At 44.6% G+C, this 21659-nt stretch carries 29 protein-coding genes; 23 read left to right on the top strand and 6 right to left on the bottom strand.

The features are described 5' to 3' along the window. Positions 1-19 precede the first annotated feature (19 nt). From NSS82_RS20610 to NSS82_RS20595, 4 genes are all read left to right on the top strand, one after another. The gene (locus tag NSS82_RS20610; protein WP_036688627.1) at positions 20-1126 is read left to right on the top strand and encodes an AI-2E family transporter; all 1107 of its coding nucleotides are present in this window, start codon (positions 20-22) and stop codon (positions 1124-1126) included. A gap of 28 nt (positions 1127-1154) precedes the next feature. Continuing rightward, complete coding sequence (locus NSS82_RS20605) at positions 1155-1505, top strand: Asp23/Gls24 family envelope stress response protein (RefSeq protein WP_036688625.1); 351 nt, start codon at positions 1155-1157, stop codon at positions 1503-1505. 80 nt (positions 1506-1585) lie between these two features. Further along, positions 1586-1963 carry a hypothetical protein gene (locus NSS82_RS20600; protein ID WP_036688624.1) on the top strand — a complete coding sequence of 126 codons (378 nt, stop codon included), beginning with the start codon at positions 1586-1588 and terminating at the stop codon, positions 1961-1963. 160 nt (positions 1964-2123) lie between these two features. Then, a complete protein-coding gene (locus NSS82_RS20595) occupies positions 2124-3140 on the top strand; it encodes a S66 family peptidase (protein ID WP_076272342.1) in 1017 nt (338 codons plus the stop codon). A 48-nt stretch (positions 3141-3188) separates the two neighbouring features. Here NSS82_RS20595 and NSS82_RS20590 read toward each other — a convergent pair whose 3' ends face one another. From NSS82_RS20590 to NSS82_RS20575, 4 genes are all read right to left on the bottom strand, one after another. Continuing rightward, positions 3189-3473, bottom strand: a complete 285-nt coding sequence (locus NSS82_RS20590; protein WP_076100425.1) for a YxcD family protein — start codon at positions 3471-3473, stop codon at positions 3189-3191. 8 nt (positions 3474-3481) lie between these two features. Then, positions 3482-3913, bottom strand: a complete 432-nt coding sequence (locus NSS82_RS20585; protein WP_076100426.1) for a hypothetical protein — start codon at positions 3911-3913, stop codon at positions 3482-3484. Positions 3914-4087: 174 nt separating this feature from the next. Next, on the bottom strand, positions 4088-4648 hold the full coding sequence (locus NSS82_RS20580) for a beta-class carbonic anhydrase (protein WP_036688619.1): 561 nt from the start codon (positions 4646-4648) through the stop codon (positions 4088-4090). A 14-nt stretch (positions 4649-4662) separates the two neighbouring features. Next, entirely contained in the window at positions 4663-5004 is a 342-nt protein-coding gene (locus NSS82_RS20575; protein WP_036688616.1) for an iron-sulfur cluster biosynthesis family protein, read from the bottom strand. 163 nt (positions 5005-5167) lie between these two features. On the opposite strand from NSS82_RS20575, the gene NSS82_RS20570 reads away from it, so the two are divergent. From NSS82_RS20570 to trmD, 8 genes are all read left to right on the top strand, one after another. Then, positions 5168-6685 (top strand): carboxypeptidase M32, encoded by a 1518-nt coding sequence (locus tag NSS82_RS20570; protein WP_036688614.1) that lies wholly within the window; start codon positions 5168-5170, stop codon positions 6683-6685. 56 nt (positions 6686-6741) lie between these two features. Beyond that, complete coding sequence (gene trhA, locus NSS82_RS20565) at positions 6742-7389, top strand: PAQR family membrane homeostasis protein TrhA (RefSeq protein WP_036688612.1); 648 nt, start codon at positions 6742-6744, stop codon at positions 7387-7389. 149 nt (positions 7390-7538) lie between these two features. Beyond that, a complete protein-coding gene (gene ylxM / locus NSS82_RS20560) occupies positions 7539-7895 on the top strand; it encodes a YlxM family DNA-binding protein (RefSeq protein ID WP_036688609.1) in 357 nt (118 codons plus the stop codon). Positions 7896-7916: 21 nt separating this feature from the next. Beyond that, the gene (ffh, locus tag NSS82_RS20555) at positions 7917-9305 is read left to right on the top strand and encodes a signal recognition particle protein (protein ID WP_036688607.1); all 1389 of its coding nucleotides are present in this window, start codon (positions 7917-7919) and stop codon (positions 9303-9305) included. Between the two features lie 54 nt (positions 9306-9359). Beyond that, positions 9360-9632 carry a 30S ribosomal protein S16 gene (gene rpsP / locus NSS82_RS20550; RefSeq protein ID WP_036688604.1) on the top strand — a complete coding sequence of 91 codons (273 nt, stop codon included), beginning with the start codon at positions 9360-9362 and terminating at the stop codon, positions 9630-9632. 22 nt (positions 9633-9654) lie between these two features. Further along, entirely contained in the window at positions 9655-9885 is a 231-nt protein-coding gene (locus tag NSS82_RS20545; RefSeq protein WP_036688600.1) for a KH domain-containing protein, read from the top strand. A gap of 89 nt (positions 9886-9974) precedes the next feature. Beyond that, positions 9975-10499 carry a ribosome maturation factor RimM gene (gene rimM / locus NSS82_RS20540; RefSeq protein ID WP_038572005.1) on the top strand — a complete coding sequence of 175 codons (525 nt, stop codon included), beginning with the start codon at positions 9975-9977 and terminating at the stop codon, positions 10497-10499. Continuing rightward, positions 10499-11290 (top strand): tRNA (guanosine(37)-N1)-methyltransferase TrmD, encoded by a 792-nt coding sequence (gene trmD / locus NSS82_RS20535; RefSeq protein ID WP_076141092.1) that lies wholly within the window; start codon positions 10499-10501, stop codon positions 11288-11290. Before rimM ends, trmD begins: the two co-directional genes overlap by 1 nt. Before the next feature lie 603 nt (positions 11291-11893). Here trmD and NSS82_RS20530 read toward each other — a convergent pair. Beyond that, a complete protein-coding gene (locus NSS82_RS20530; protein WP_155288145.1) occupies positions 11894-12070 on the bottom strand; it encodes a hypothetical protein in 177 nt (58 codons plus the stop codon). Between the two features lie 205 nt (positions 12071-12275). Between NSS82_RS20530 and NSS82_RS20525 the strand changes: the two genes are divergently transcribed. Next, entirely contained in the window at positions 12276-12506 is a 231-nt protein-coding gene (locus NSS82_RS20525) for a hypothetical protein (RefSeq protein ID WP_036688596.1), read from the top strand. Positions 12507-12566: 60 nt separating this feature from the next. Here the strand turns inward: NSS82_RS20525 and NSS82_RS20520 are convergent, their stop codons facing one another. Beyond that, positions 12567-13517, bottom strand: a complete 951-nt coding sequence (locus NSS82_RS20520) for a hypothetical protein (protein ID WP_076272341.1) — start codon at positions 13515-13517, stop codon at positions 12567-12569. 412 nt (positions 13518-13929) lie between these two features. Between NSS82_RS20520 and NSS82_RS20515 the strand changes: the two genes are divergently transcribed. From NSS82_RS20515 to NSS82_RS20470, 10 genes are all read left to right on the top strand, one after another. Continuing rightward, positions 13930-14220 carry a hypothetical protein gene (locus NSS82_RS20515; RefSeq protein ID WP_340961050.1) on the top strand — a complete coding sequence of 97 codons (291 nt, stop codon included), beginning with the start codon at positions 13930-13932 and terminating at the stop codon, positions 14218-14220. A 147-nt stretch (positions 14221-14367) separates the two neighbouring features. Beyond that, positions 14368-14712, top strand: coding sequence for a 50S ribosomal protein L19 (gene rplS / locus NSS82_RS20510; protein ID WP_036688590.1), 345 nt, complete (start codon positions 14368-14370; stop codon positions 14710-14712). A gap of 298 nt (positions 14713-15010) precedes the next feature. Continuing rightward, positions 15011-15619: a signal peptidase I gene (lepB, locus tag NSS82_RS20505; protein WP_036688589.1), complete on the top strand. Its 609-nt coding sequence runs from the start codon at positions 15011-15013 to the stop codon at positions 15617-15619. A gap of 29 nt (positions 15620-15648) precedes the next feature. Further along, on the top strand, positions 15649-16509 hold the full coding sequence (gene ylqF / locus NSS82_RS20500; RefSeq protein WP_036688587.1) for a ribosome biogenesis GTPase YlqF: 861 nt from the start codon (positions 15649-15651) through the stop codon (positions 16507-16509). A gap of 188 nt (positions 16510-16697) precedes the next feature. Then, positions 16698-17309 (top strand): ribonuclease HII, encoded by a 612-nt coding sequence (locus NSS82_RS20495; protein WP_076100429.1) that lies wholly within the window; start codon positions 16698-16700, stop codon positions 17307-17309. A gap of 119 nt (positions 17310-17428) precedes the next feature. Then, a complete protein-coding gene (locus NSS82_RS20490; protein WP_076272339.1) occupies positions 17429-19618 on the top strand; it encodes a hypothetical protein in 2190 nt (729 codons plus the stop codon). Next, on the top strand, positions 19615-19917 hold the full coding sequence (locus NSS82_RS20485; RefSeq protein WP_038571992.1) for an EscU/YscU/HrcU family type III secretion system export apparatus switch protein: 303 nt from the start codon (positions 19615-19617) through the stop codon (positions 19915-19917). Before NSS82_RS20490 ends, NSS82_RS20485 begins: the two co-directional genes overlap by 4 nt. Further along, positions 19914-20300 (top strand): YraN family protein, encoded by a 387-nt coding sequence (locus NSS82_RS20480; RefSeq protein WP_038571990.1) that lies wholly within the window; start codon positions 19914-19916, stop codon positions 20298-20300. Before NSS82_RS20485 ends, NSS82_RS20480 begins: the two co-directional genes overlap by 4 nt. A 154-nt stretch (positions 20301-20454) precedes the next feature. Next, positions 20455-20871 carry a hypothetical protein gene (locus NSS82_RS20475; RefSeq protein ID WP_051491578.1) on the top strand — a complete coding sequence of 139 codons (417 nt, stop codon included), beginning with the start codon at positions 20455-20457 and terminating at the stop codon, positions 20869-20871. A gap of 174 nt (positions 20872-21045) precedes the next feature. Continuing rightward, positions 21046-21555, top strand: coding sequence for a metallophosphoesterase (locus NSS82_RS20470; protein ID WP_076272338.1), 510 nt, complete (start codon positions 21046-21048; stop codon positions 21553-21555). Positions 21556-21659 lie beyond the last annotated feature (104 nt).

The raw sequence follows: 21659 nt of genomic DNA, 5'->3' as shown, positions 1-21659 counted from the left end.
AGAAGACGGGAGAGAAACTATGGCTAAACTGAACAATTTCATCAGAGTTTGTCTAGCGATCCTTTTAGTGTTAGGCATTGTATTTTTAGGCTCACGCGTAGATTTTTTATTCACACCGATCCTGTCTTTGTTCAGTGTCATTATAGTGCCTTTAATGCTGGCGGGTTTCTTTTATTACCTGCTGCGGCCACTGATCGATACCTTGGAGAAATATAAGCTGAATCGTTCTTTGGCGATTATCATCGTATATGTAGTTATTTTAGTGCTTCTGTTTGCTTTTATTATCGGTGTTTGGCCTTCACTTCGCACACAATTAGTTAATTTCGTCGATAATATGCCGAATCTCATTGCCTCCTTGAATCAACAGCTTTTGAAACTAGAAGATAATGAATTTCTGTCTGCGTTGATCCCTGCTGATGCGAATCCAGCCTCCACATTGACGGATTATTTGAATAAAGGGTTTACGCTGTTAACGAATTACGTTTCAGGACTGTTCTCTTTTGTTTCGAATTTCGCGATCATTTTGTTCACCTTTCCGATTATGTTATTCTACATGCTTAAGGAAGGTGGGAAATTCGGACGTAAGATTGTAAGTTTCTTCCCAAAGAAGTATCGTGAAGAAGGAACTACAATGATGACTGAAATCGACAGTGCGCTTAGTGGCTTTATCGTGGGCCGGGTGCTTGTTAATTTAGCCTTAGGCGTTCTGATGTATATTGGTTTCCTTATTATCGGCCTGCAATATGCATTGCTGTTGACTGTAATCGCAGTTGTGATGAACTTCGTGCCTTTTATTGGTGCGATACTGTCTAGTATCCCTATTTTCATCATCGGATTCATTCAATCGCCGTCTATAGCCGTCTGGTCCATCATCATTGTTCTGGTAGCGCAGCAGATACAGGATAATTTAATCGCTCCCTACATCTTTGGGAAAAAGCTCGATATTCATCCACTGACAACGATTATCCTGGTATTGGTTGGCGGGGATTTAGGCGGGATCATAGCGATATTGCTGATTATTCCGCTGTATATGATTGTTAAAATCGTCTTGACCAAGGCCTATTATTTGTTTGTCAAGCAACGACGGGTAGAGATAGAGGTAGAGGAGAGTCCTGATATCTCTTAAGGTAATAAAACATTATGGAGGGATTTCTATGAATGAAGGAACGGAGCAAGGACTAATTCATATTTCAGATGATGTGGTGACTTCGATCGTCGGGCAAGTGGTTCTGGACACACCGGGTATTGCCGGCATGTCAGGAAGCAGTATCTCGGACAACTGGGCTAAACGTCTAAGCGGTAAAAATGTAAAAAAAGGAATGTCCGTTGAAGTAAAAGAAGTGGATGTTGCCATCGATCTTCAGGTCATAGTTAATTACGGATGTGTGATTCAAGAGGTCTGCTATATGCTACAGCAAAATGTAAGAAATGCTGTTGAAAATATGATGGGACTGTCTCTAGTTTCCGTAAATGTTAAGGTTGAGAAGGTCGCTCTGCCATTCTAAGAATAGCCCATTTAATAGGCACCGTAATCTAGGCTTCAGCATAGAATGGAGCAAATCCATTTACGGAGGTCAGAACATCCATGTCGACATTTAACACTGGGCAGCAACAGAATGTGATTTATCAGGCCGATCCTGCTGTGATCCGGCACCTGCACGGTGTCCGTGATTCCTTACATCAATCTTGCAAGCCATACCTTAACCATAAGGTGAACGTACAGACAATTGATGGCTTTGTACATGAAGGCGTTATAGCCGGAGTAGATAATAAACACTTGTATCTGAACGTTGCGGCTAATGGGCAAATGCCCCGCGGGTTTTACAACCCTCATCAGCCTTATCATCCTCATCCGGGCCCCGGACCTGGCCCATATCCAGGACCTTATCCAGGTCCCCCATACAATAATAATGTGATTTTACCGCTTGTGTTGTTTGAACTGCTTGCTATCTCTTTAATCTAGTGCTTGGGTTTAATTGAAGAAGGACATGTGCAGGATTTGTGGTCATACGTTGACGCATCCCGCCAGGTCCTTTTTTTGTAGGCGTAAAGTATGTGTTAGAAGGAGGTGTTCTCATTATCACTTTAGGGATATAATGGGTACAAACTCTGGGAGGTGGCATATGATTAGATACCCTTTTTTGAAAAAGAATGCGACGATAGGCGTTACAGCACCTTCATCTGGAGTAGGCATTCAAAATGCAGAACTTCTTACACTGGCCTCCAGCCGGTTGAAGTCGCAAGGATTTAATGTCATTATCGGCGAAACGGCATGGAAGCAAGATAAGGCTAAATCTGCACCAGCCAATGTTCGAGGTCATGAGTTTAATGAGATGATCAAAGATGATGGAATTGATATCCTTATTCCGCCTTGGGGCGGGGAATTGTTAATTGAAGCTCTGGAATTTATTGATTTTGATGCTTTGCAGGACAAATGGATCGTGGGATATTCAGATATAAGCGTCTTGCTGCTTGCGGTCACGCTGACAACCGGGTTGGCTACTGCCCATGGAGCGAATCTCATTGATTTACGGGGAGAGTATTCAGATGATACTACAGCCCTCTGGCAGGCGGTCCTAGAGACATCAGTGGGTGGGTCCATTGTCCAGCATTCATCTCTTAAATATCAGCGGGAATGGCAACATGATGTGCCTTCGCCATGCGTTTTTCATTTGACAGAGGAGACCTATTGGAAGTCTCTAACTACAGATGCTGTAACGATGAAAGGACGTCTGTTGGGTGGTTGTATAGATGTAATTAGGCATTTAATCGGCACGCCCTATGGAAAGCTCCAGCATTTTCAGCAAGAAATGATTCATGACGAACCTATAGTTTGGTATTTGGAAAATTGTGAATTGAACACAGCGGATTTACGCAGATCTTTAGTGCAGATGAAGCTGGCAGGGTGGTTTGAGAATTGTTCGGGGATTATGTTTGGCAGAAGTCCAGCTAATCGGCCTGTGGATAACTATACTGCCGAGGATATCTATGCTGAACTTTTTGAAGAGCTTAAGGTGCCGATCGTTTATGATATCGATTGTGGTCATGTCCCGCCGCAGGTTACTTTTATTAATGGAGCTTATGCAGAAATTGAAGTGGCAGACGGGGTAGGGACGGTAAAGCAATATTTCTATGAATAGCGTTATATCAAAAAAGGACAACCCCTTGGGTTGTCCCTTTTACTATCATTAGTTCCCTGTATTTACAATCGCTGTGATTTCCTCATCCAGGTCCAGTCTTACATCTTCACGATAGGTGCGAACACCATATTCGCTGAGCATGTAACGCAGGATCGCTTCAATCATATTGGACTCCACTAGAAATTGACTGCGGCCCTGTACCCAAACCTCTGCAGAGTAACCGGTATCTTCTTCCCAGCTCAGTTCTACCTGAACATCCTCTGGGCGAACAGCCTTTCGTTCCGCCATGTGCAGACAGAGGGCATTGATGATCTCATCCATGCTTAGAACGATTGTAGACATTAGTAACGACCATCCTGTTCTTCTAAGCGGCGACGTTCTTTTCTACGACGGAAGAAGGACATCACGAGCATAACCAGTACATAGATAGCTAGCATATTAACGGCAAAGCCTAAGAAGTCACCAAAAGCTCCCATTCCACCAAACATTCCACCGAATAATAATCCGGCCAAACCACCGATCATCATGCCCTTCATTAAGCTGCCGCCGCTGAAGAATCCACGTTTCGTATTAGCAGCAGATCCTGCTGTGGAGCTTTTAGTGCTGTCACTTTTTTTGATGTTATTTGTTGTTGTTGATTTTTTTGGAGTTGTTGAATAGCTGCGAGTGCCGGATTTGAAACCGCCGCCACCTCGACGTGCATCGGCAAAGTCTGGAGCAGCCACTGCAAAAAATAGAGTGAAGGCCATTAGAATCATCATTACGCGTTTCATTGGTTTCATTTAGTACGAAAACCCTCCTGTGAGCATGAATTTTTGTGTATGGTCGGTAATACGCAGACATGCCCCACAAGGTTTCAATTTTATTTATCATAATTTATACTTTTATGCACAAAAAAAGCGTGGATCCAGGATCCACGCAAACAGCAGTTAGAGAGTCGTCATTCGTTACTTATACCCATCAGCGACAAGCTCAAGCGCTCCGGTTGCCGGATCGATGATCATGCCATGGATAGGTACATTAGGGGGAAGCAGTGGATGACGTTTAATCAGGTCCACAGTCTGAATTACCCCTTCTTCGACATTGTCAAACCCACGCAGCCATTTTGTTAGTTTGATTCCGGAATTCTCCAGTGTAGACAGCACTTCTTCAGATACGCCACGTTCTTTAATGGAATTGATCATATGGTCCGCATTGAGGGAGGCCATACCGCATTCATAGTGTCCAACCACGATTACTTCTTCAGCATCTAGTTCATATAGAGCTACCATTACACTACGCATAACACTACCGAAAGGCTGAGAAATAACCGCACCAGCATTTTTGATAATTTTGACATCACCGTTTTTGAAATTCATGGCTTTCGGCAATAATTCAACGAGTCTAGTGTCCATACAGGTGATGATCAGCATTTTTTTGTCAGGATAACGACTGGTTAAATAAGCTTCATAGTCCTTATTCTCTACAAAACTTTTATTAAAGTTAATAATTTCTGATACGTGGCTCATATTAGCTTCCTCCCTTAAAATCCTTGAATTGTACTTACGTTGCGCATATCTCTTACCATGATATTGTTGCCATAAATCTGAGAATCACTGACCAGCTTATAGGAAGAGAAACGTTCCTCTGCATCGAGTCGCATCTTGTCTTCATAAAAGATTTCCTGTTGCCGGCTTACGATAAAGGGAAGAGAATTCGTCTCTATCCTAGAATCGCCTTGCTCCACTTCTGAAACAATCAGTAACACATTAATTCCGTCACACCCGCAGCCTACCGTATCATAAAAGAGCTTGAAAAATCCTGGCTGATCTCCAAGCCTTTCCTTCAACTTCCTTTCTGCGAGAGGTGTAACTTGAATCATCATAGCCCTGTTCACGCTCCTTGATTTTTGTTCGAAGCATGCTCTGCTTCTTATGTAACTCATTAAATATTTAAAATTAGAGATGTAATCTCTGAAGTTGATTATACTCATTCAAAAAAGTATCATCAAGAGGAGTCTGTAAAACAGAGAAAGCAGGTGGAGTAGAATGGAACAACAAGTAAAGGAACGATGGGAACAATTCAGCGAGTTATTGGCAAAAATTAGTGGATATTCAGAGGCCATAGAATTAATGCACTGGGATTTGCGCACAGGTGCACCGCGTAAGGGAGTAGAAGTTCGTTCCGGTACGATTGGGATGCTGAGTGGAGAATTGTTCAGACTCGAGATTTCACAGGAGATGGGTGACTTCACAGCATTTTTCAGTCGTCCAGAAGTGTTGAGCCAGCTTACAGCTAATCAACAAAAGATCGTCAACGATTGCCGCAAAGAGTATGAGCGCAGTAAGAGTATTCCTTCCAAAAGATTTGAAGAGTACGCTGTCCTGTCTGCTCATTCCCAAACGATCTGGGAAGAAGCTAAGGAGAACAATGACTTTGCTACATTTGAACCTTATTTGAGCAAAATCGTAGCTCTGAAACAAGAGTTCATCGATTATTGGGGTGTAAATGGCACACGTTACGATACGCTACTAGATATGTATGAGCCTGATCTCACGGTAGAGAAGGTGGATGAAGTGTTCAGTCGCCTCCGCAGCCGCTTGGTTCCGTTAGTGGAAGCTATCGCTGCTTCACCTAATAAACCTGATACCAGCTTCTTGCAGCAGATTTTCCCTAAAGAGCAGCAACAAAAGTTTGGTAACTTTATTCTGAAGCAAATGGGCTATGACTTCGACGCAGGCCGCTTGGATGAGAGTGTGCATCCTTTTGCTACAGGGCTGAATCCAGGTGACGTTCGTATTACGACCGCTTATTTACTTGATAACGTGACTAGTGCCGTCTTCAGTTCACTGCATGAAGGTGGACATGCGCTTTACGAACAAAATATCAGCCAAGATTTAGTGGGAACACCACTGGCTCAAGGCGCATCGATGGGGATTCATGAATCTCAGTCGAGACTATGGGAGAATATGATCGGCCGCAGCCGTGCGTTCTGGCAACGTTATTACGGTGATCTACAGCAGCATTTCCCAGAGCAGCTTGCTAATGTAGATGTAGAGGATTTCTACCGGGCTATTAACAGTGTGGAAAATTCATTCATCCGAATTGAAGCAGATGAGCTTACATACAATCTGCACATTATTGTGCGTTACGAGATCGAAAAGCTTATTTTTAATGAAGGTCTATCTGTCAAAGATCTGCCTCAGGTATGGAATGCTAAATATCAAGAATATTTAGGTATTACACCGCCTAATGATGCACTTGGTGTATTGCAGGATGTGCACTGGTCCGGTGGAGACTTCGGATATTTTGCATCCTACTCTTTGGGGAATATGTACGCTGCCCAAATCTTGAATACACTCCGCAAGGAGCTGCCGAACTACGATGAATTGATTGCTGCGGGAAATCTTTTGCCGATTAAAGAATGGTTAACAGAAAAAATCTACCGTTTCGGAAAAAGCCTGACCCCTTCGCAAATTATCGAACAAGTAACAGGTGAGCCGCTGAGCCCAGATTATCTGGCTGATTATTTGGAGGAGAAATACACGGAGATTTACAAACTGTAATCCAGTGAGGTCCGCGTGGTATAATAGAAAGAAAGCTTAGACGGAAGGATATGGATATGGCAAATACTCACACCTACACCCGGAGAGAAGAAGTCGCGAATGCGATTACGCACGGGATCGGAGCTGTATTAAGCGTCGCTGCACTTGTCCTGCTTGTTGTTTTTGCAAGTCTGAAAGGAACGGCATGGCATGTGGTCAGCTTCTCCATTTATGGAACGACAATGCTGCTTCTGTATCTCAATTCAACACTTGTGCATAGTCTCAAAGAGGGCAAGGCGAAGGATTTGTTCGAATTTTTCGATCACTCCTCTATTTATCTGTTTATCGCAGGCACGTACACTCCCTTTTTGCTAGTAGCTATTCGGGGAACACTTGGCTGGAGTTTATTTGGAGTCATTTGGGGGATCGCAGTATTTGGCGTTTTCTTCAAAGCATTTTTTGTTAAAAAGTTTTTGTTCATGTCTACGGTATTCTACATTGCTATGGGTTGGCTGATTGTTATCGCCTGGAATCCTCTTTCGGCAGTTGTAGCGGACGGTGGTATGATTCTGCTGATGGCTGGCGGAGTGCTTTATACTCTAGGCACAGTTTTTTATGTGTGGAGAGGGTTTCCGTTCCATCACGCGATCTGGCATGTATTTGTTCTTGCAGGCAGTGTCACACATTTCTTCGCCATATTGATTTATGTACTGCCAATCCAATAATTTCAAGCGGATTTATCGCGGAAAATATGGATTTTTAATAAAGAAAGAGATGACAAGCAAAAGTGCTTGACATCTCTCTTTCTTTTAGGTATCATAAGGGACGTTGTGAAGGTGTAAAGTGTTTTTCCTTGACGAAGGGGTTGTCCTTAATGAGTCAGGAGAATAGGCTCGAGAAAACGAATCGTATCAATTTGCTTTTTGCCTTCTATGAACGACTGCTTACAGATAAGCAGCAAACGTTTCTTAAATATTATTTTCACGATGATTTTTCCTTAGGAGAAATCGCCGCTGAATTTGAAATCAGCCGCCAAGCTGTTTATGAGCATATTAAGCGGGCTGAGCAAGTCCTTGAGAATTATGAAGAAAAACTTGGATTATTAGTGAAACATGAGAGTCGTACTAAATATTTAGAAGAGCTGCGCAGACTGCCGGAGAATGGGATGCTGCCTGAGCAATATAAACTTCGGTTCGCGGAGATCGTGGATCGCTTGCAGAGGTTAGAGTAGCATGAAGGGAGAAATCTGCATATGGCGTTTGAAGGTTTAACCGGAAGATTGCAGAATGTGTTCAGCAAGCTACGCGGGAAAGGTAAAGTATCCGAAGAAGACGTAAACGAAGCTATGCGTGAAGTGCGGTTAGCCCTTCTGGAAGCCGATGTTAACTTCAAGGTAGTTAAAGAATTCGTGGCTAAGGTGAAAGAAAAGTCCATCGGCAAGGAAGTCATGGACAGCTTTACGCCTGGCATGGTAATTATCGACATCGTCAACAAGGAACTAACCGAGCTGATGGGCGGAAGCCAAGCGAAGCTGGCCAAGTCGAACAAGCCACCGACCGTCATTATGATGGCGGGTCTACAAGGGGCTGGTAAGACAACCACTTCGGGTAAGCTAGCTAAGCTGTTACAGAAGGGCAATCATCGTCCGCTCCTGGTTGCGGGAGATATTTACCGGCCTGCTGCTATCAAGCAGCTGCAAGTGCTGGGAGAACAGATTAAGGTTCCTGTATTCTCGCTTGGTGATCAGACTAGTCCGGTAGAAATTGCCAGACAAGCTGTACAACATGCGAAGGATAACGGACTGGATTATGTTATTATCGATACAGCAGGCCGCCTGCATATTGATGAAGAACTAATGGAAGAACTCAAGCAGATTCACAATGTTGTAAATCCTGATGAAGTACTTCTTGTAGTAGATGCTATGACAGGTCAAGACGCCGTGAATGTAGCCGAGAGCTTTAATAAGCAGCTTGAGCTTACAGGGGTCGTATTGACGAAACTCGACGGCGACAGCCGTGGTGGTGCTGCACTGTCAGTAAAAGCTGTTACCGGTTGCCCGATCAAATTCGCCGCTTTAGGGGAGAAGATCGACGCGCTGGAGCCGTTCCATCCGGAACGTATGGCTTCGCGGATTCTGGGTATGGGCGACATGCTGTCGCTGATTGAGAAAGCCCAGGCGAACATTGATACTGACAAGGCTAAAGAAATGGAACGTAAGATGCGTAATGCAGAGTTTACGTTCGATGATTTCCTTGAGCAAATGGATCAGGTGAAGAAGCTAGGCCCTATCGATCAAATTCTTGATATGCTTCCGGGTATGAACAAAGCCAAGGGCATTAAAGATTTAAAGGTCGACGATAAGCAAATGGGACGCGTTGAAGCCATAGTTCATTCTATGACTAAGGCGGAGAAGCAACAGCCTGAGATCATTAACCATAACCGCCGCAAGCGTATCGCAACCGGCAGCGGAACCTCAGTCGCTGAGGTCAACCGCCTCATCAAACAATTTGATGAGATGCGTAAGATGATGAAGCAATTCTCCGGCATGATGGGCGGAGGCGGCAAAGCCTCCAAGAAAAATGCCATGAAGCAGCTTAAAGGTCTTGGTGGTGGAAAAGGGCTGAAATTCCCTTTTAAATGATCTTGAATGTCTGTCCAACTAATGTTGGAAACTATTATAAGGAGGTGATTTTTCGTGGCAGTACGTATTCGTCTAAAAAGAATGGGAGCGCATAAAGCGCCTTTCTATCGTGTAGTGGTTTCCGATTCCCGGTCCCCTCGTGACGGTCGTTTTATCGAGGAAATCGGTTATTATAATCCGATTGAACAACCGGCAGTAGTTAAGATCGATGAGGAAAAAGCTCTTAAATGGCTTCAAACAGGTGCGCAAGCATCTGATACCGTCCGCAACTTGCTTTCCAAAGCAGGCGTGATGAAGAAGTTTCATGAGCTTAAGCAACAGAAATAATGACTGATTGCGAGGGTCCTCTATGGAAGAATTAGTTGGAGTAATTGCTAAGGCTTTAGTGGATCATCCAGAAGATGTGACGGTACGGGCTGTGGAGAAAGAACACTTGATTGTCTATGAGCTGTCCGTACATCCAGATGATGTAGGAAAGGTCATCGGCAAGCAAGGCAGGATCGCCAAGGCGCTCCGTACAGTAGTCACATCTGCAGCAGTCAAGAGCGATAAACGCGTAACTGTAGATATTTTATCTTAAATAATGCGTACAATGAGGGGCTAGGGATAGTATATCCCGGCTCCTTTTTGTTCAAATATATAGATGAAGCTTGTAAAGGAGAGGGTTATATGACGGAAGAATTAACCGTAGGCCGGCTTGTGAATACGCATGGAATTCGCGGGGAGATTAAAGTATTATCCCATACCGATTTTCCTGAGGTTCGTTTCGCTAAAGACAAGAAACTGTTCGTCATCCCTGCGGATGGCAGTGCAAAATTTGAAGTGACTGTAGAATCCGCTCGAGAGCATAAGGGTATGTTTATCGTTAAGCTTAAGGGATATACCAATATTAACGAAGTGGAAAAGTATAAGGGAAGTTTGCTTAAGGTACCAAGTAATGATCTGGTTGATCTGCCAGAGAACGAATATTACTTCCACCAAATCGTTGGCTGTGAAGTTTATACGGATGATGCTGGAAATGAACCGCTTGGCACAATTACGGAAATTTTACAGCCAGGTGCAAATGACGTGTGGGTTGTTAAGCCTGCTAAAGGGCAAGACATCCTTATCCCTGTAATTAACGATGTAGTGCTGAACGTGGACATTGAGGCCAAACGAATTACGGTTCACTTAATGGAAGGACTATTGCCATGATCAGAATTGATGTGCTAACGCTCTTTCCGGAGATGTGCGAAGGCGTATTTAGCACAAGCATTCTTGGTAAGGCACGCGAAAAAGGGATTGTATCTTTGAATGCTGTGAACTTTCGTGATTTCTCAGGCAATAAGCACAACAGTGTGGATGATACACCGTATGGCGGGGGCGGGGGCATGGTACTGAAGCCTGACCCGATCTTTGCAGCGGTAGAACATGTATTGGGGATCGAGGCTAGTCCTTTGGAGAATGGTTCTGAATCTGCAGTCCCGACGCCTTCCTCTGTGAAGCCGCGCATCATTCTTATGTGCCCGCAAGGAAAGACGTATAATCAGAAGATTGCTGAGGAACTGGCACAAGAGCAGCATCTAATCTTTATATGTGGTCATTATGAGGGCTACGATGAGCGGATACGGGAGCATCTGGTTACAGATGAACTGTCGATTGGCGATTACGTGCTAACGGGTGGAGAACTACCAGCACTGACGGTTATTGATTCAGTAGTTCGGCTACAGCCAGGAGCGCTTGGAAATGAAACCTCTGCGATCACGGATTCGTTCAGTACAGGGCTGTTGGAATATCCCCACTACACTCGGCCAGCTGAATTTCGGGGCTGGAAGGTACCAGATATGTTGCTGAGTGGCCATCATGCCAACATCGAAGTATGGCGAAGAGAGCAAGCGTTACAGCGTACATTTGAACGTAGACCTGATTTGCTCGAAAGTGCAGAACTAACGTTGAAAGACAAGAAAACACTGGAACGTCTGAAAAATGAAATCAAGCCGGAGTAAAATTTTAATAAAACAGGCATATTTTACGTCTTTTTAACGTATCTTACGTTAAGGAGGCGTTTTTGTTATGTTTACTTAAATATAAGAAGGGCTATAATCTCGTATTTTTTTGCGTAATTTCCAAAACAAATGAGCATAGGTGCGTTGAACTCTTCTATTTGGGGTAATAGATAGAGGTGGCGTAATACTATATGCAGCTTACGATGCAGCAAGCTTAACTATTGAAAGGAATGAACTGAAGTGACTACGAAGACGCGTGAAGAATTCAAGCCTAGCGTGGACACGATCCACAAAGAAGCGGAGCCGCTCCGCACCGTGAATGATATTATCGATTATTATACAAATCGCAAATCGTAATTCCCATTCGCCCTTTAAAGCTTGAACATATAAGATTAATAATTAAGTATGAATAAGCAAGTCCAATAAAACCATTAGAGTATAGCGAACGAAAGTTCACTACATCTAATGGTTTTATTGTTCCTGCTAAGAGAGGTCAAACCCTGTGACTCTGATCAGAATGTAAACACCCCCACTTCAAGGAAAATTAAAAACTCTTTGGAAAGGGGGTGTTTGGTTAACTATAAAAATTCGTGGAGGCGCATTCTACTCTTTACGAAAGAGGCGATATACTCCTGTAAGTAGAGCGTAAAGCGCAAAACATACGAGAACAGTAACTGCCCATGCATAGTTGCGAACGGTATAGGTAAGCGATGATAAAATAATAAAGATGGTAATACGCAGTACGCCTTCCTTAATAAACTGTTTACGTGCTACATTCATTCGATTGGCCTCCTTGAATGGATAGGATGGTACGGATAACAAGCCGAAAATATGTCTTTCCTTATATATAACCTTTGGGAATACAAAAAATGCAGAGAACGGAAAGTAAATATCGATCCAAACAAATGACCTATGTAACTTAGCCGTTACCGACCTGTACTCCTCACCATAGAGTATATCATTACGAATGAGGAGGAGTACACTAGTGGAGGCTTATTATAATTGCTTACGTTGTAAGAATAGAAGGGTACGTATCCTGACTACTGATGGCAGACAGCATGAAGGTGTGATTACAGATGTGGACAGATATAATGTTTACTTAAGAACAGGATCCAATGGACCTGTGCAGACTTCTGCATTTTTTGGTTACCCTTATGCTGCAGACAATATTTTAACTCTCAGCTTGTTCACGCTGTTGGCTATTGCATTAATTTAATCATGATGATGCAAAAACAGACCGTCCGCTCATCCGGACGGTCTGTTTATTAGTGGTTGGTTACTCTACTGTAATTGCGCCTATATCAGAGCTTAAGGACAACAATGGACCTCCTCCGTTAACATCACGTTTGCCACCCTCAACCCCGGTGATCTGGCCTAGATCACTTTTAGCCACCAAGCTACATTTCACGCCATCGGCTAGAACAGCATTGAGGCTACCCACATTTGTTGTCGCTTTAAGGCGGCTATCACTCTTCATTCCGGCTATATCCATGCGTATGCTTCCTGTATTAGACTCTAGAGTGGACTTACCGGTGATGTTCGCTCCTTCGATATCAATAGCTCCAACGTTGCTGACGATGCGGTAGTTTCCGTTCAGATTGCGGAGACGAATTTGTCCGACATTATTGGTGATTTGATATTCATCCATACTGGTGGGGATCTCTATAGTATAGTTAATACTAAAATCCGAATAGCCGTATTTATCTTGAGCCCAAGTCCATAAATCCTTCTTCAAATTTGATTTGGAATTTGTAGATACCTTCAAAGTATCGCCACTAACGTCTATTGAAATCTCAGCGTCATCCAAGATTTTCTGACGGTCAGCTTTATGGGCAGAGCCGTTATGAGCTAAGATTGTTGCACTTACATTAATTTGATCACCCGTAGTTGATGTGACTTCAATTTCTCCCACTGCATTGTTCATGCTAAGCACTGAAGCAGAGCCGATCTCTTTTGATAAGGATAGTTCTTTGCTAATGCTGTTTGCTTTAACTTCGTCGACCACCTTGGTAGCTGTATCCTGAACGGCTTGCTCCACGCTTGCAGCGGCTTTACCTAACTCTTGCTTCACAGCCTCACCAATATTTTGCTGCACATCTTCAGTAATATTCTTTCCTAGTTCGTTATTAGCGGATTGCCTACCCGGTAACTCTGTGCATCCTGCCAGAAGTACGATGGACAAGACGGCTACAGCTGCCATTACGCTAGTTGTATTACTCTTTTTCATTGAATAAAATCCTCCTTATTTTTGGGTATATGTGTTTTTCCCTAAGCGCTACGTTATGTACGTACTTCTGTAAGTATAGCCTACGGGGATTTATTGTAAAAACGGCTGTAGACGGGTTAATATACTGGACCAAAGACTAGGTATTTAAAAAGTGTTCACTACACTTCAAATTTCAATTGTGCTAAAATGTAATATAGATCTTACGCTGACATTAAAATGGGTAAGGATACATATAAAAAGAGCGAAGATGCTCTCATATATAATCTTCAGCAGCTACTGAAAAGCGCTTTTTAAAGTGAGATGTGCTAGGGCTAGTTTGCGAATACGATATAGACCGTCGCCTTACTTGCATCACAGGGCGGTCTTTTTATTTTCTTACCTCAATTAAATCATGAAGAGCGGAGGGAGCCAGATGCAATATGTAGTTATTTTGCTTGCCTTGCTAGCGCTGGGTGTTGTGTATTATATAGCTCAGAAAAAGAAAACAAGCAGCTCAAGCAATCCTTTGCGCACCACTAGCAATAATGTGATCTCAATGGACAGTCATCGCAAAGCCAAACAGAGTCCAGGGGAGCAGCCTTGCTCTTCTTGCAAGAAGAAGAATGGAAAGTTGATCTTCTATGCTCAAGACAACGGAACCGTGGTCGGCTTGTGTAAAGACTGCCAGTCTAAGGCAAAAAAAAGAGATATGTTGCCGTTATAAAATAGAAAAATAAGTTGTATTAGCCCGTCCTTTATGATATTATTAACTCTGTTGTGTGGAATACGGTGGTCCGCTGCGGATAATGAGGGAGAGCTCAGATCTCTCCGGAAGAGGCAAGAACACCTGTACGGAAGGAGGAAGTCCTTAATGAATATCCTACAAGCTATTACGCAAGAGCAACTTCGTAAAGATATCCCTAGTTTTCGTCCGGGTGACACTTTGAAGGTGCATGTAAAAGTTATCGAGGGAACTCGTGAGCGTATCCAGTTGTTCGAAGGCGTTGTAATCAAACGTCGTGGCGGTGGAATCAGTGAGACTTTTACGGTTCGTAAAATTTCTTACGGTGTTGGTGTGGAAAGAACATTCCCAATCAACTCGCCTAAACTCGAAAAAATCGAAGTGGCTCGTCGTGGTAAAGTGCGTCGTGCTAAGCTTTATTACCTTCGTGAACTACGTGGTAAAGCAGCGAGAATTAAAGAAATTCGTCGCTAGAATAGTGACAGAGGAGAGGGGCTTGAGTTCAAGCCCCTTTCGCTTTATTTTTTTTTGAAAATATAAGAAAAGCATAAGTTTTACGTTATACATTATTCTTAAATTTCTCGCATAAACGCTTACCGTCCTTAAAAGGACGCTGAGGGCGTTTTAGCTTGGTATACAATGCGTGTGACATATACGCTTGGGGATAAGCTTCTCCGAAAAGGCCTCCTGAAGGAGTATCTGTGGAGGGGTTTTTGGCAGGAGTTTTTTTGTGTTGTATAGTAAGAGTAGTATTAAGAGAGGACGGTGAACTATGCAGCAGGAACAAAGCGAAACTTTGGAATCAAGCGAGCAGAACCCACGTAAACAGAAAAATGAAGTGCTGGAATGGGTCAAGGCCATTGCGATTGCTTTAGTTCTGGTTATACTGATTCGCTGGCTTTTATTCAAGCCTTTTATTGTAGATGGACCTTCCATGCAGCCTAATTTCCATACGGGAGAACGTGTTATCGTTAATGAAATTTTATACGATATAAGATCACCGCAGCGGGGTGAGGTTATTGTATTCCACGTGCCATCTGAAGGCAGAGATTTTATTAAACGTGTAATTGGTGTGGCTGGAGATACTGTGAAAGTAGAAGGAGATGTAGTTACAGTTAACGGTGAGGTTGTTAACGAGACTTACATCCAAGGCGCTATTGATGCTGCGCATAGTAACAACGCTCTGTATAATAATAAAGATTTCCCAAATGAAAAATTCACGGATGGTACTGTACCAGAAGGACATATTTTCGTTATGGGGGATAATCGCTCGGATAGTACAGACAGCCGGATGATTGGCTATGTGCCGCTGGGTGATATTGTGGGTCGTGCAGATTTAATCTTCTGGCCGATAAAAGATATTACACTGATTAACCATTAAGTTGACAGAAGTCAAAGGAGGTGACGGCAATGGCCATTCATTGGTTTCCTGGTCATATGACGAAGGCTAGGCGGCAAATCGAGGATAAGCTGAAGCTGATTGATGTTGTTATAGAGTTGCTCGATTCCCGTCTGCCGCTTTCCAGCCGCAATCCGATGATTGACGATATTTTGCGGGACAAGCCGAGATTAATTATTTTGAACAAAGCGGATCTGGCGGATCCGGAAATTACTCGGAAGTGGCTGGCTTACTTTAAGGAACAAGGGCATGTTGCCCATCCTGTGGATGCATCTACTGGAACAGGCGTCAAGGAGATTCCGGAGCAGGTCAAGCTGCTGCTGAAGGAAAAAATTGATCGGCAGATCGCAAGAGGAATGAACCCACGAGCTATGCGCGCATTGATCGTCGGTATTCCTAACGTCGGTAAATCAACGCTGATTAATCGAATGGCTGGGAAGAGTATCGCTGCTACGGGTGATCGCCCGGGGGTTACTAAGGGCCAGCAGTGGATTAAAACAGGAGGTAATCTGGAGCTTCTGGATACTCCTGGTATCTTATGGCCGAAGTTTGAGGATCAAGACGTGGGTTACCGCTTGGCAGTGACGGGTGCGATCAAAGAAGAAATCCTGAACATTGAGGACATTGCTTTTTATGCAGTGAAGTATTTGGTGAAGGATTATGGTTCCAGATTTCAAGAACGCTTTGGTATTGAGAAGCTTCCTGAGGATCTTGAGAACCCTGATGAGATCGTCGCAGTTATGGAAGCCGTGGGCCGCAAACGCGGTTGTCTGATTAGCGGTGGACGTGTTGATCTGGAAAAAGCTTCACGTGCTTTGCTGCATGAGCTGCGGGCAGGTAAGCTTGGTCGTTTTACGCTGGAAACACCTTAAAGGCGTTTAAATGAATGGGTATGGAAGAGCCATCCGGAATTTTTCGGGGGCTCTTTTTTTTGCCGATTTGGATCAAATTGGAGTGGTTATTTGTACATGACCATGTGAGCTTTACTATGGTAAGCTGACTTATGTAGTTTATAGAATAAATTATAATTGGCGGTGACAGATTCGTGAGTACGATAGATATGTTGAGTTATGAAAAAGAGGGCTGGGAACAGTCTTATCGCCGTATAGCCGGCGTAGATGAAGTAGGCAGAGGTTGTTTGTTTGGGGATGTTGTTGCAGCAGCGGTGATTTTGCCGGAAGGGCTTATTATTGATGGCGTCAACGACTCTAAGAAGCTTACAGCGAAAAAAAGAGATGCCTTATTCGAGATTATTATGGAGCAGGCGATAGCTATTGGTGTAGGTTATGTGGATTCCCGCATGATTGATGAAATTAATATTAAGCAGGCTTCTCGTCTGGCGATGAAAAAAGCGGTAGAAGGTCTTAGTCATACCCCGGACTATATGTTAATCGATGCTGAAAAAGTAGATCTTCCGTTGCCGCAGCAGGCGATCATAAAAGGGGATGCTAACAGCCAGTCCATTGCGGCAGCTTCGATTATAGCTAAAGTAACAAGAGATAGACTGTGTGAAGGGGTGTGGGAGGAATTATACCCTGATTATGGGATTGCGATACATAAAGGTTATGCGACCAAGCTTCACAGGGAACAAATTACGGCGTTAGGTCCGACACCTATGCATCGGCGCAGCTTTATTGGGAAGATTCTTGCTGAACAGCAAACCCTTTTTTAGAAATATCAGAATATAAAAGACGCCAAAGGCGCTTTAAGCTTGGATAAATTCACCGCTCAAAAAAGTCGGATTAATACCGATATAGTAAGAAGAGAGAAAATGGAGGGAGGAGAAACGGTATGAATATCGGAACATTGATCCGCGGATTGCTCGGGGATAATAAACCGGGAGCGGCCAAGTCTTTGGAATTAAAAGAAGGGCAAGTTGTACGTGGTGTTGTTTTGTCTGTATCGGATTCGGGAAAAGAAGCCGTTGTGCAGATTCAAGGTACACCTGTTCGTGCGGAGTTGGAAACACCACTACTGCCAGGAGAGACCCTGAACTTGCAGGTTGGAGCACCCGGAGAAGGCGGATTGCCCGTATTGAAGCCGGTCTCCCTCGGCGAAACGGTGTTAGCTACCCCGCAAAACATGGGCGAGGCGTTGGAATCGCTTGGGCTTACTGACTCCAAAGCGGGTCGGGAAATTGTGTTGGCGATGCAGTCGGGTGGTATTCCGCTTACCAAAGAGACAGCGGCGATTCTGGATGCTGTAATGAGTGCGAAACCTGCGGGCGTGCCGACCTCAGAGTGGCTTGATGCAGCTGTCATTTCTGTAAAGCGGGGCCTGCCGGTTACCCCTGAAAGTGTGAAAGGATTGCAGCAGGCGGTTTTTGGTCCGCAGCTTCATCAGCTTTTGTCAGCGCTCGAAGAACAGATTACGATTTGGGCAGGTCAAGTCGCCGGTGAAGAAACAACAACAGCTGAAGCTAAAGCTGAAATGGGTACCCAAACCGGAAAGCTGAATGCTCCTGTAACGACAGGTACAGGCGCTGTGATTAACGGGGAAGCGGTATCAGCAGGTGATGCTGATGCGGAAATGGACCAAGTGGCGGTTAAAGGGACTGGACAACCTGTAAGTAAACCTGCTGAAGGTAGCACTGGTGTTACTACTACAAGCGGAAGTGCTGCTGCAACAGGAGGGGCAATGGGAGCCGGAGTTATTTCTGACGAACCTGCAATTCCTTTGAATTCAGTGAAATCAGAAATATCGGGAAGTGCAGCTGCGAGTACAGCTGAAGCTCCTGAGAATGAAACCGGTATTGTAACTGCTAAGCCACTGGTGCCCGAAGAGGCTGGTGAGGTTGTTCAGCTCTCGAAGAGTGGAAATACTGGTGAACCTTTGGCTGGGAAGACAACTTCTACGATTGCTGCCGGGACTCAGAGTAGTGCCGCTAACACGCAAGGGGACGGGATTGTAAACAATCAAAATAGTTCTAATGGGAGCGAAACTCATGGCAATGAAATGAGTCTAAATAAAGATAGAGCGCAGGGCAGTGTCAGTGGCGCGAATACAAGCGCCACTGGATCAGTTGGGGCAGATAGCCAAGCTGCTGCGGCAAACCAAGCTGGTGCAGCAAGCCAAGCTGCTGCGCCTAGCGGGGCTGCCCTGCTCGCGAAGCTGCAGAGCGTGCTCACCGAGCTGCGCGGCAGCATGCCGCAGCTCGCGAACGTCCCGCCCGCTGACGCGGCGGGACAAGATCCTGCCCCCGCGCCGGCAGCGCCGCGCGGGGAGACCACGGCTGCTGCGGCTTCGCCGGTGCAGCCAGACACCGCCCCACCCGCGGATGCGGAGTCGTGGGTGGGGCGGGTGTTGAAGCTGCTCGGTGCGGAGCACGAGCAGCAGGCCGTGCGCGGCGGCGCTTTGCCGGCCGCGGACACGGCGCGAGCGGCAGCGGGGACAGCTGCAGCCGCGCTAGGCAGTGTCGGCGGGGAGCAAGCTGCCGACACGTTGAAGGGCGTGCTGCTGCAGCTTATGAGCAGCAGCGAGGTGCCGCCCGCGGTAAAAGATGCCGCGAGCGGGCTAGTGCAGCAGCTGACAGGCCAACAGCTGCTGCTGAATACAGATCGGACTGCTCCCTTCGCGCAGGTTACACTGTTCTTGCCGCTGCAAGGTCCAGATGGGCAGGAAACTGCATCGGTTCATATCCAGTCCAGGCGGGGCCGCAAAGGGGAGCTGGATGCAGCTAACTGTCGATTATGGTTCGATTTGGACATGAAGCAGCTAGGGCAGACATTGGTAGATGTGCAGGTTGTAGATCGAATCGTTAGTCTTAAGCTTCATAATGATCATCCGTGGGTGCTTGAGCTGCTGGAGACGCGGCGTGATGATATAAAAACCGCAGTAGAATCTATCGGTTATCAGTTATCAGGTTTAAGAACCGAACCCTTGCCAGAATTGAATCTGCCTAAAGAACTTGCCGGCTCCAATACTAATAAGTTTGTTGATTATGTTCCTGAGGCTTACAAAGGAGTGGATTACCGTATATGAATGAGCCTGTACAGCCAATTTCACAAGGGCTCAAAAAAGCGGTCGCTCTCAAATATAGTCCCGGACAAAACGAGGCTCCTGTCGTAGTAGCCAAGGGACAAGGCGCGATAGCAGACCTTATTCTGCAAAAGGCTAAGGAGAGCGGGGTTGCTGTTCAGGAAGATGCAGCCCTCGTGGAGGTTCTTTCAAAGCTTGATCTGGACCAACAGATTCCGTCTGAGCTCTATCAGCTGGTGGCGGAAATCCTCAGCTTTGTGTATCAAAGCGATCGTTCTGCTGGTGAACGGGGACAAGAATGAAAGAGCCATATGTAAGAAAACACTATAACCGCAAAGAGAAAGGAACAGCTGCAGAGAACGGAGCTGTGCAGTACCTATCTTCTAGCGGGTATATGATATTGGAACGGAATTGGCGTTGTCGTACTGGAGAGCTTGATATCATTGCGGAGCGTGAAGACTGTATTGTTGTTGTCGAAGTTCGTAGCCGCAGTGGAGAGCTGCTTCAGGGAACTCCAGAAGAATCGGTGAATGCTCGCAAAATAAACCAGGTTCGGAATACAACACAGGTTTATTTGCATATGAAGGGTTATGAGGAACGGCGGGTTTCTTTTGATGTAATTAGCGTCTTGTTAAATGACGATCTTAGCCTAGCTTCACTTAGTCATATTCGCGAGGCGTTTTAAGAGTAACTCTATATTCTCATGCGATTCTTTATGAATTTACTGCTGTTCTGATAAAAAAGTCTTTACATACCTTCCGCACTGTGGGTCATTTCTCAAAAGAAATGGGTAAACATTAGGAGTAACTTTTTAATGTCATCATGAGGAGGGCTGTCTAGTGAAGAATAAACCTTCTGAAATGCAGGTTAGTTTTACATGCCAATATTGCCAGCAGAAGATTGAAGTGAAATTTAAAGCAGAGCCAATATCTGTCGTCTGTTGCGATAATTGCAATAAGACCTTCACGGTAATGCGGCCCACTATAGCGGAGGAAATATTAATAGATTGGGAAAATGAAGCGTTATTTCAAAAAATCCGGGCTGAAAAGTCGCAAAACAGCAATAGCAGTCTCTTAGCGCTTGTAATTAGAGTTATTGAACTGCTTACATGGCGTGACAAAGGCAATGGACAGGTGGAAGCGATCAAGGAGATGCGTGGCTGGCTTATTGACAATGAGGAGGCGCCTCCTTTAGCTGAACTGATTCAGAGTGATGTTAATAAACGTTCGAGTAAGCGGCGCGACTGGGAAAAGTAACATTAACAATAAAGAGGTATTCCGTCATCGCCTCATGACATAGAATGATACGTATAATTTCGTGAGAAATTAGGCGGAAAAGTCCTCGGGGCTCCGAATTTCCTAGGGTTTATGGGTAGTCGGAGCTTTTTTCATACATACTGTCATTAGAATAGGAACAAAGGGAGGGTGCAAATGGCTAAGGTTTTTTTCACATCAGATCATCATTTTGGGCATAAGTTGATCATTGATTTTGAATCCAGACCCTTTAACGATGTAGAGCAAATGAATGAAGTTATGATTGAAAGTTGGAATTCGGTAGTGAATCCGGACGATAAAGTATTTCATTTGGGAGACTTTTCTTTTTTAAATAAGGAGGCGACTCGTGCGATTGTGGCCAGGCTGCATGGATACAAAATCCTGATCCTTGGCAATCATGATCGCGGCCGCAGCCGAAGCTGGTGGCTTGAGGCAGGTTTTGATGAGGTTAGTGAATATCCTTTGATTTATAAGGATTTCTTTTTCCTCTCACATGAGCCTATGTACATGAATAAACATATGCCTTACGTAAATGTGCACGGCCATATTCATGGGCAAAAATATGAGGGAAACAATCATTTTAACATTTGTGTAGAGCATTGGAACTATAAACCGTTGACTTTTGAGCAGATTAGGGGCTCGGTCGTAGTTAAAGAAGGAGATTGATGTAGGTCTTTAGAGATGTGCTTTCGCTTTTATGTAAAACTTGAATTTCTTATTCTAAAGATAAATTGCTCACAGATTGCGTTAGGACACAACTTCTATAATGT

The organism is Paenibacillus sp. FSL H7-0735, assembly GCF_038008505.1.
Lineage (GTDB): Bacteria > Bacillota > Bacilli > Paenibacillales > Paenibacillaceae > Paenibacillus_AQ > Paenibacillus_AQ odorifer.
The sequence above is the reverse complement of the archived record's forward strand: the minus strand, read 5'-3'. Positions and strand labels throughout refer to the sequence as shown.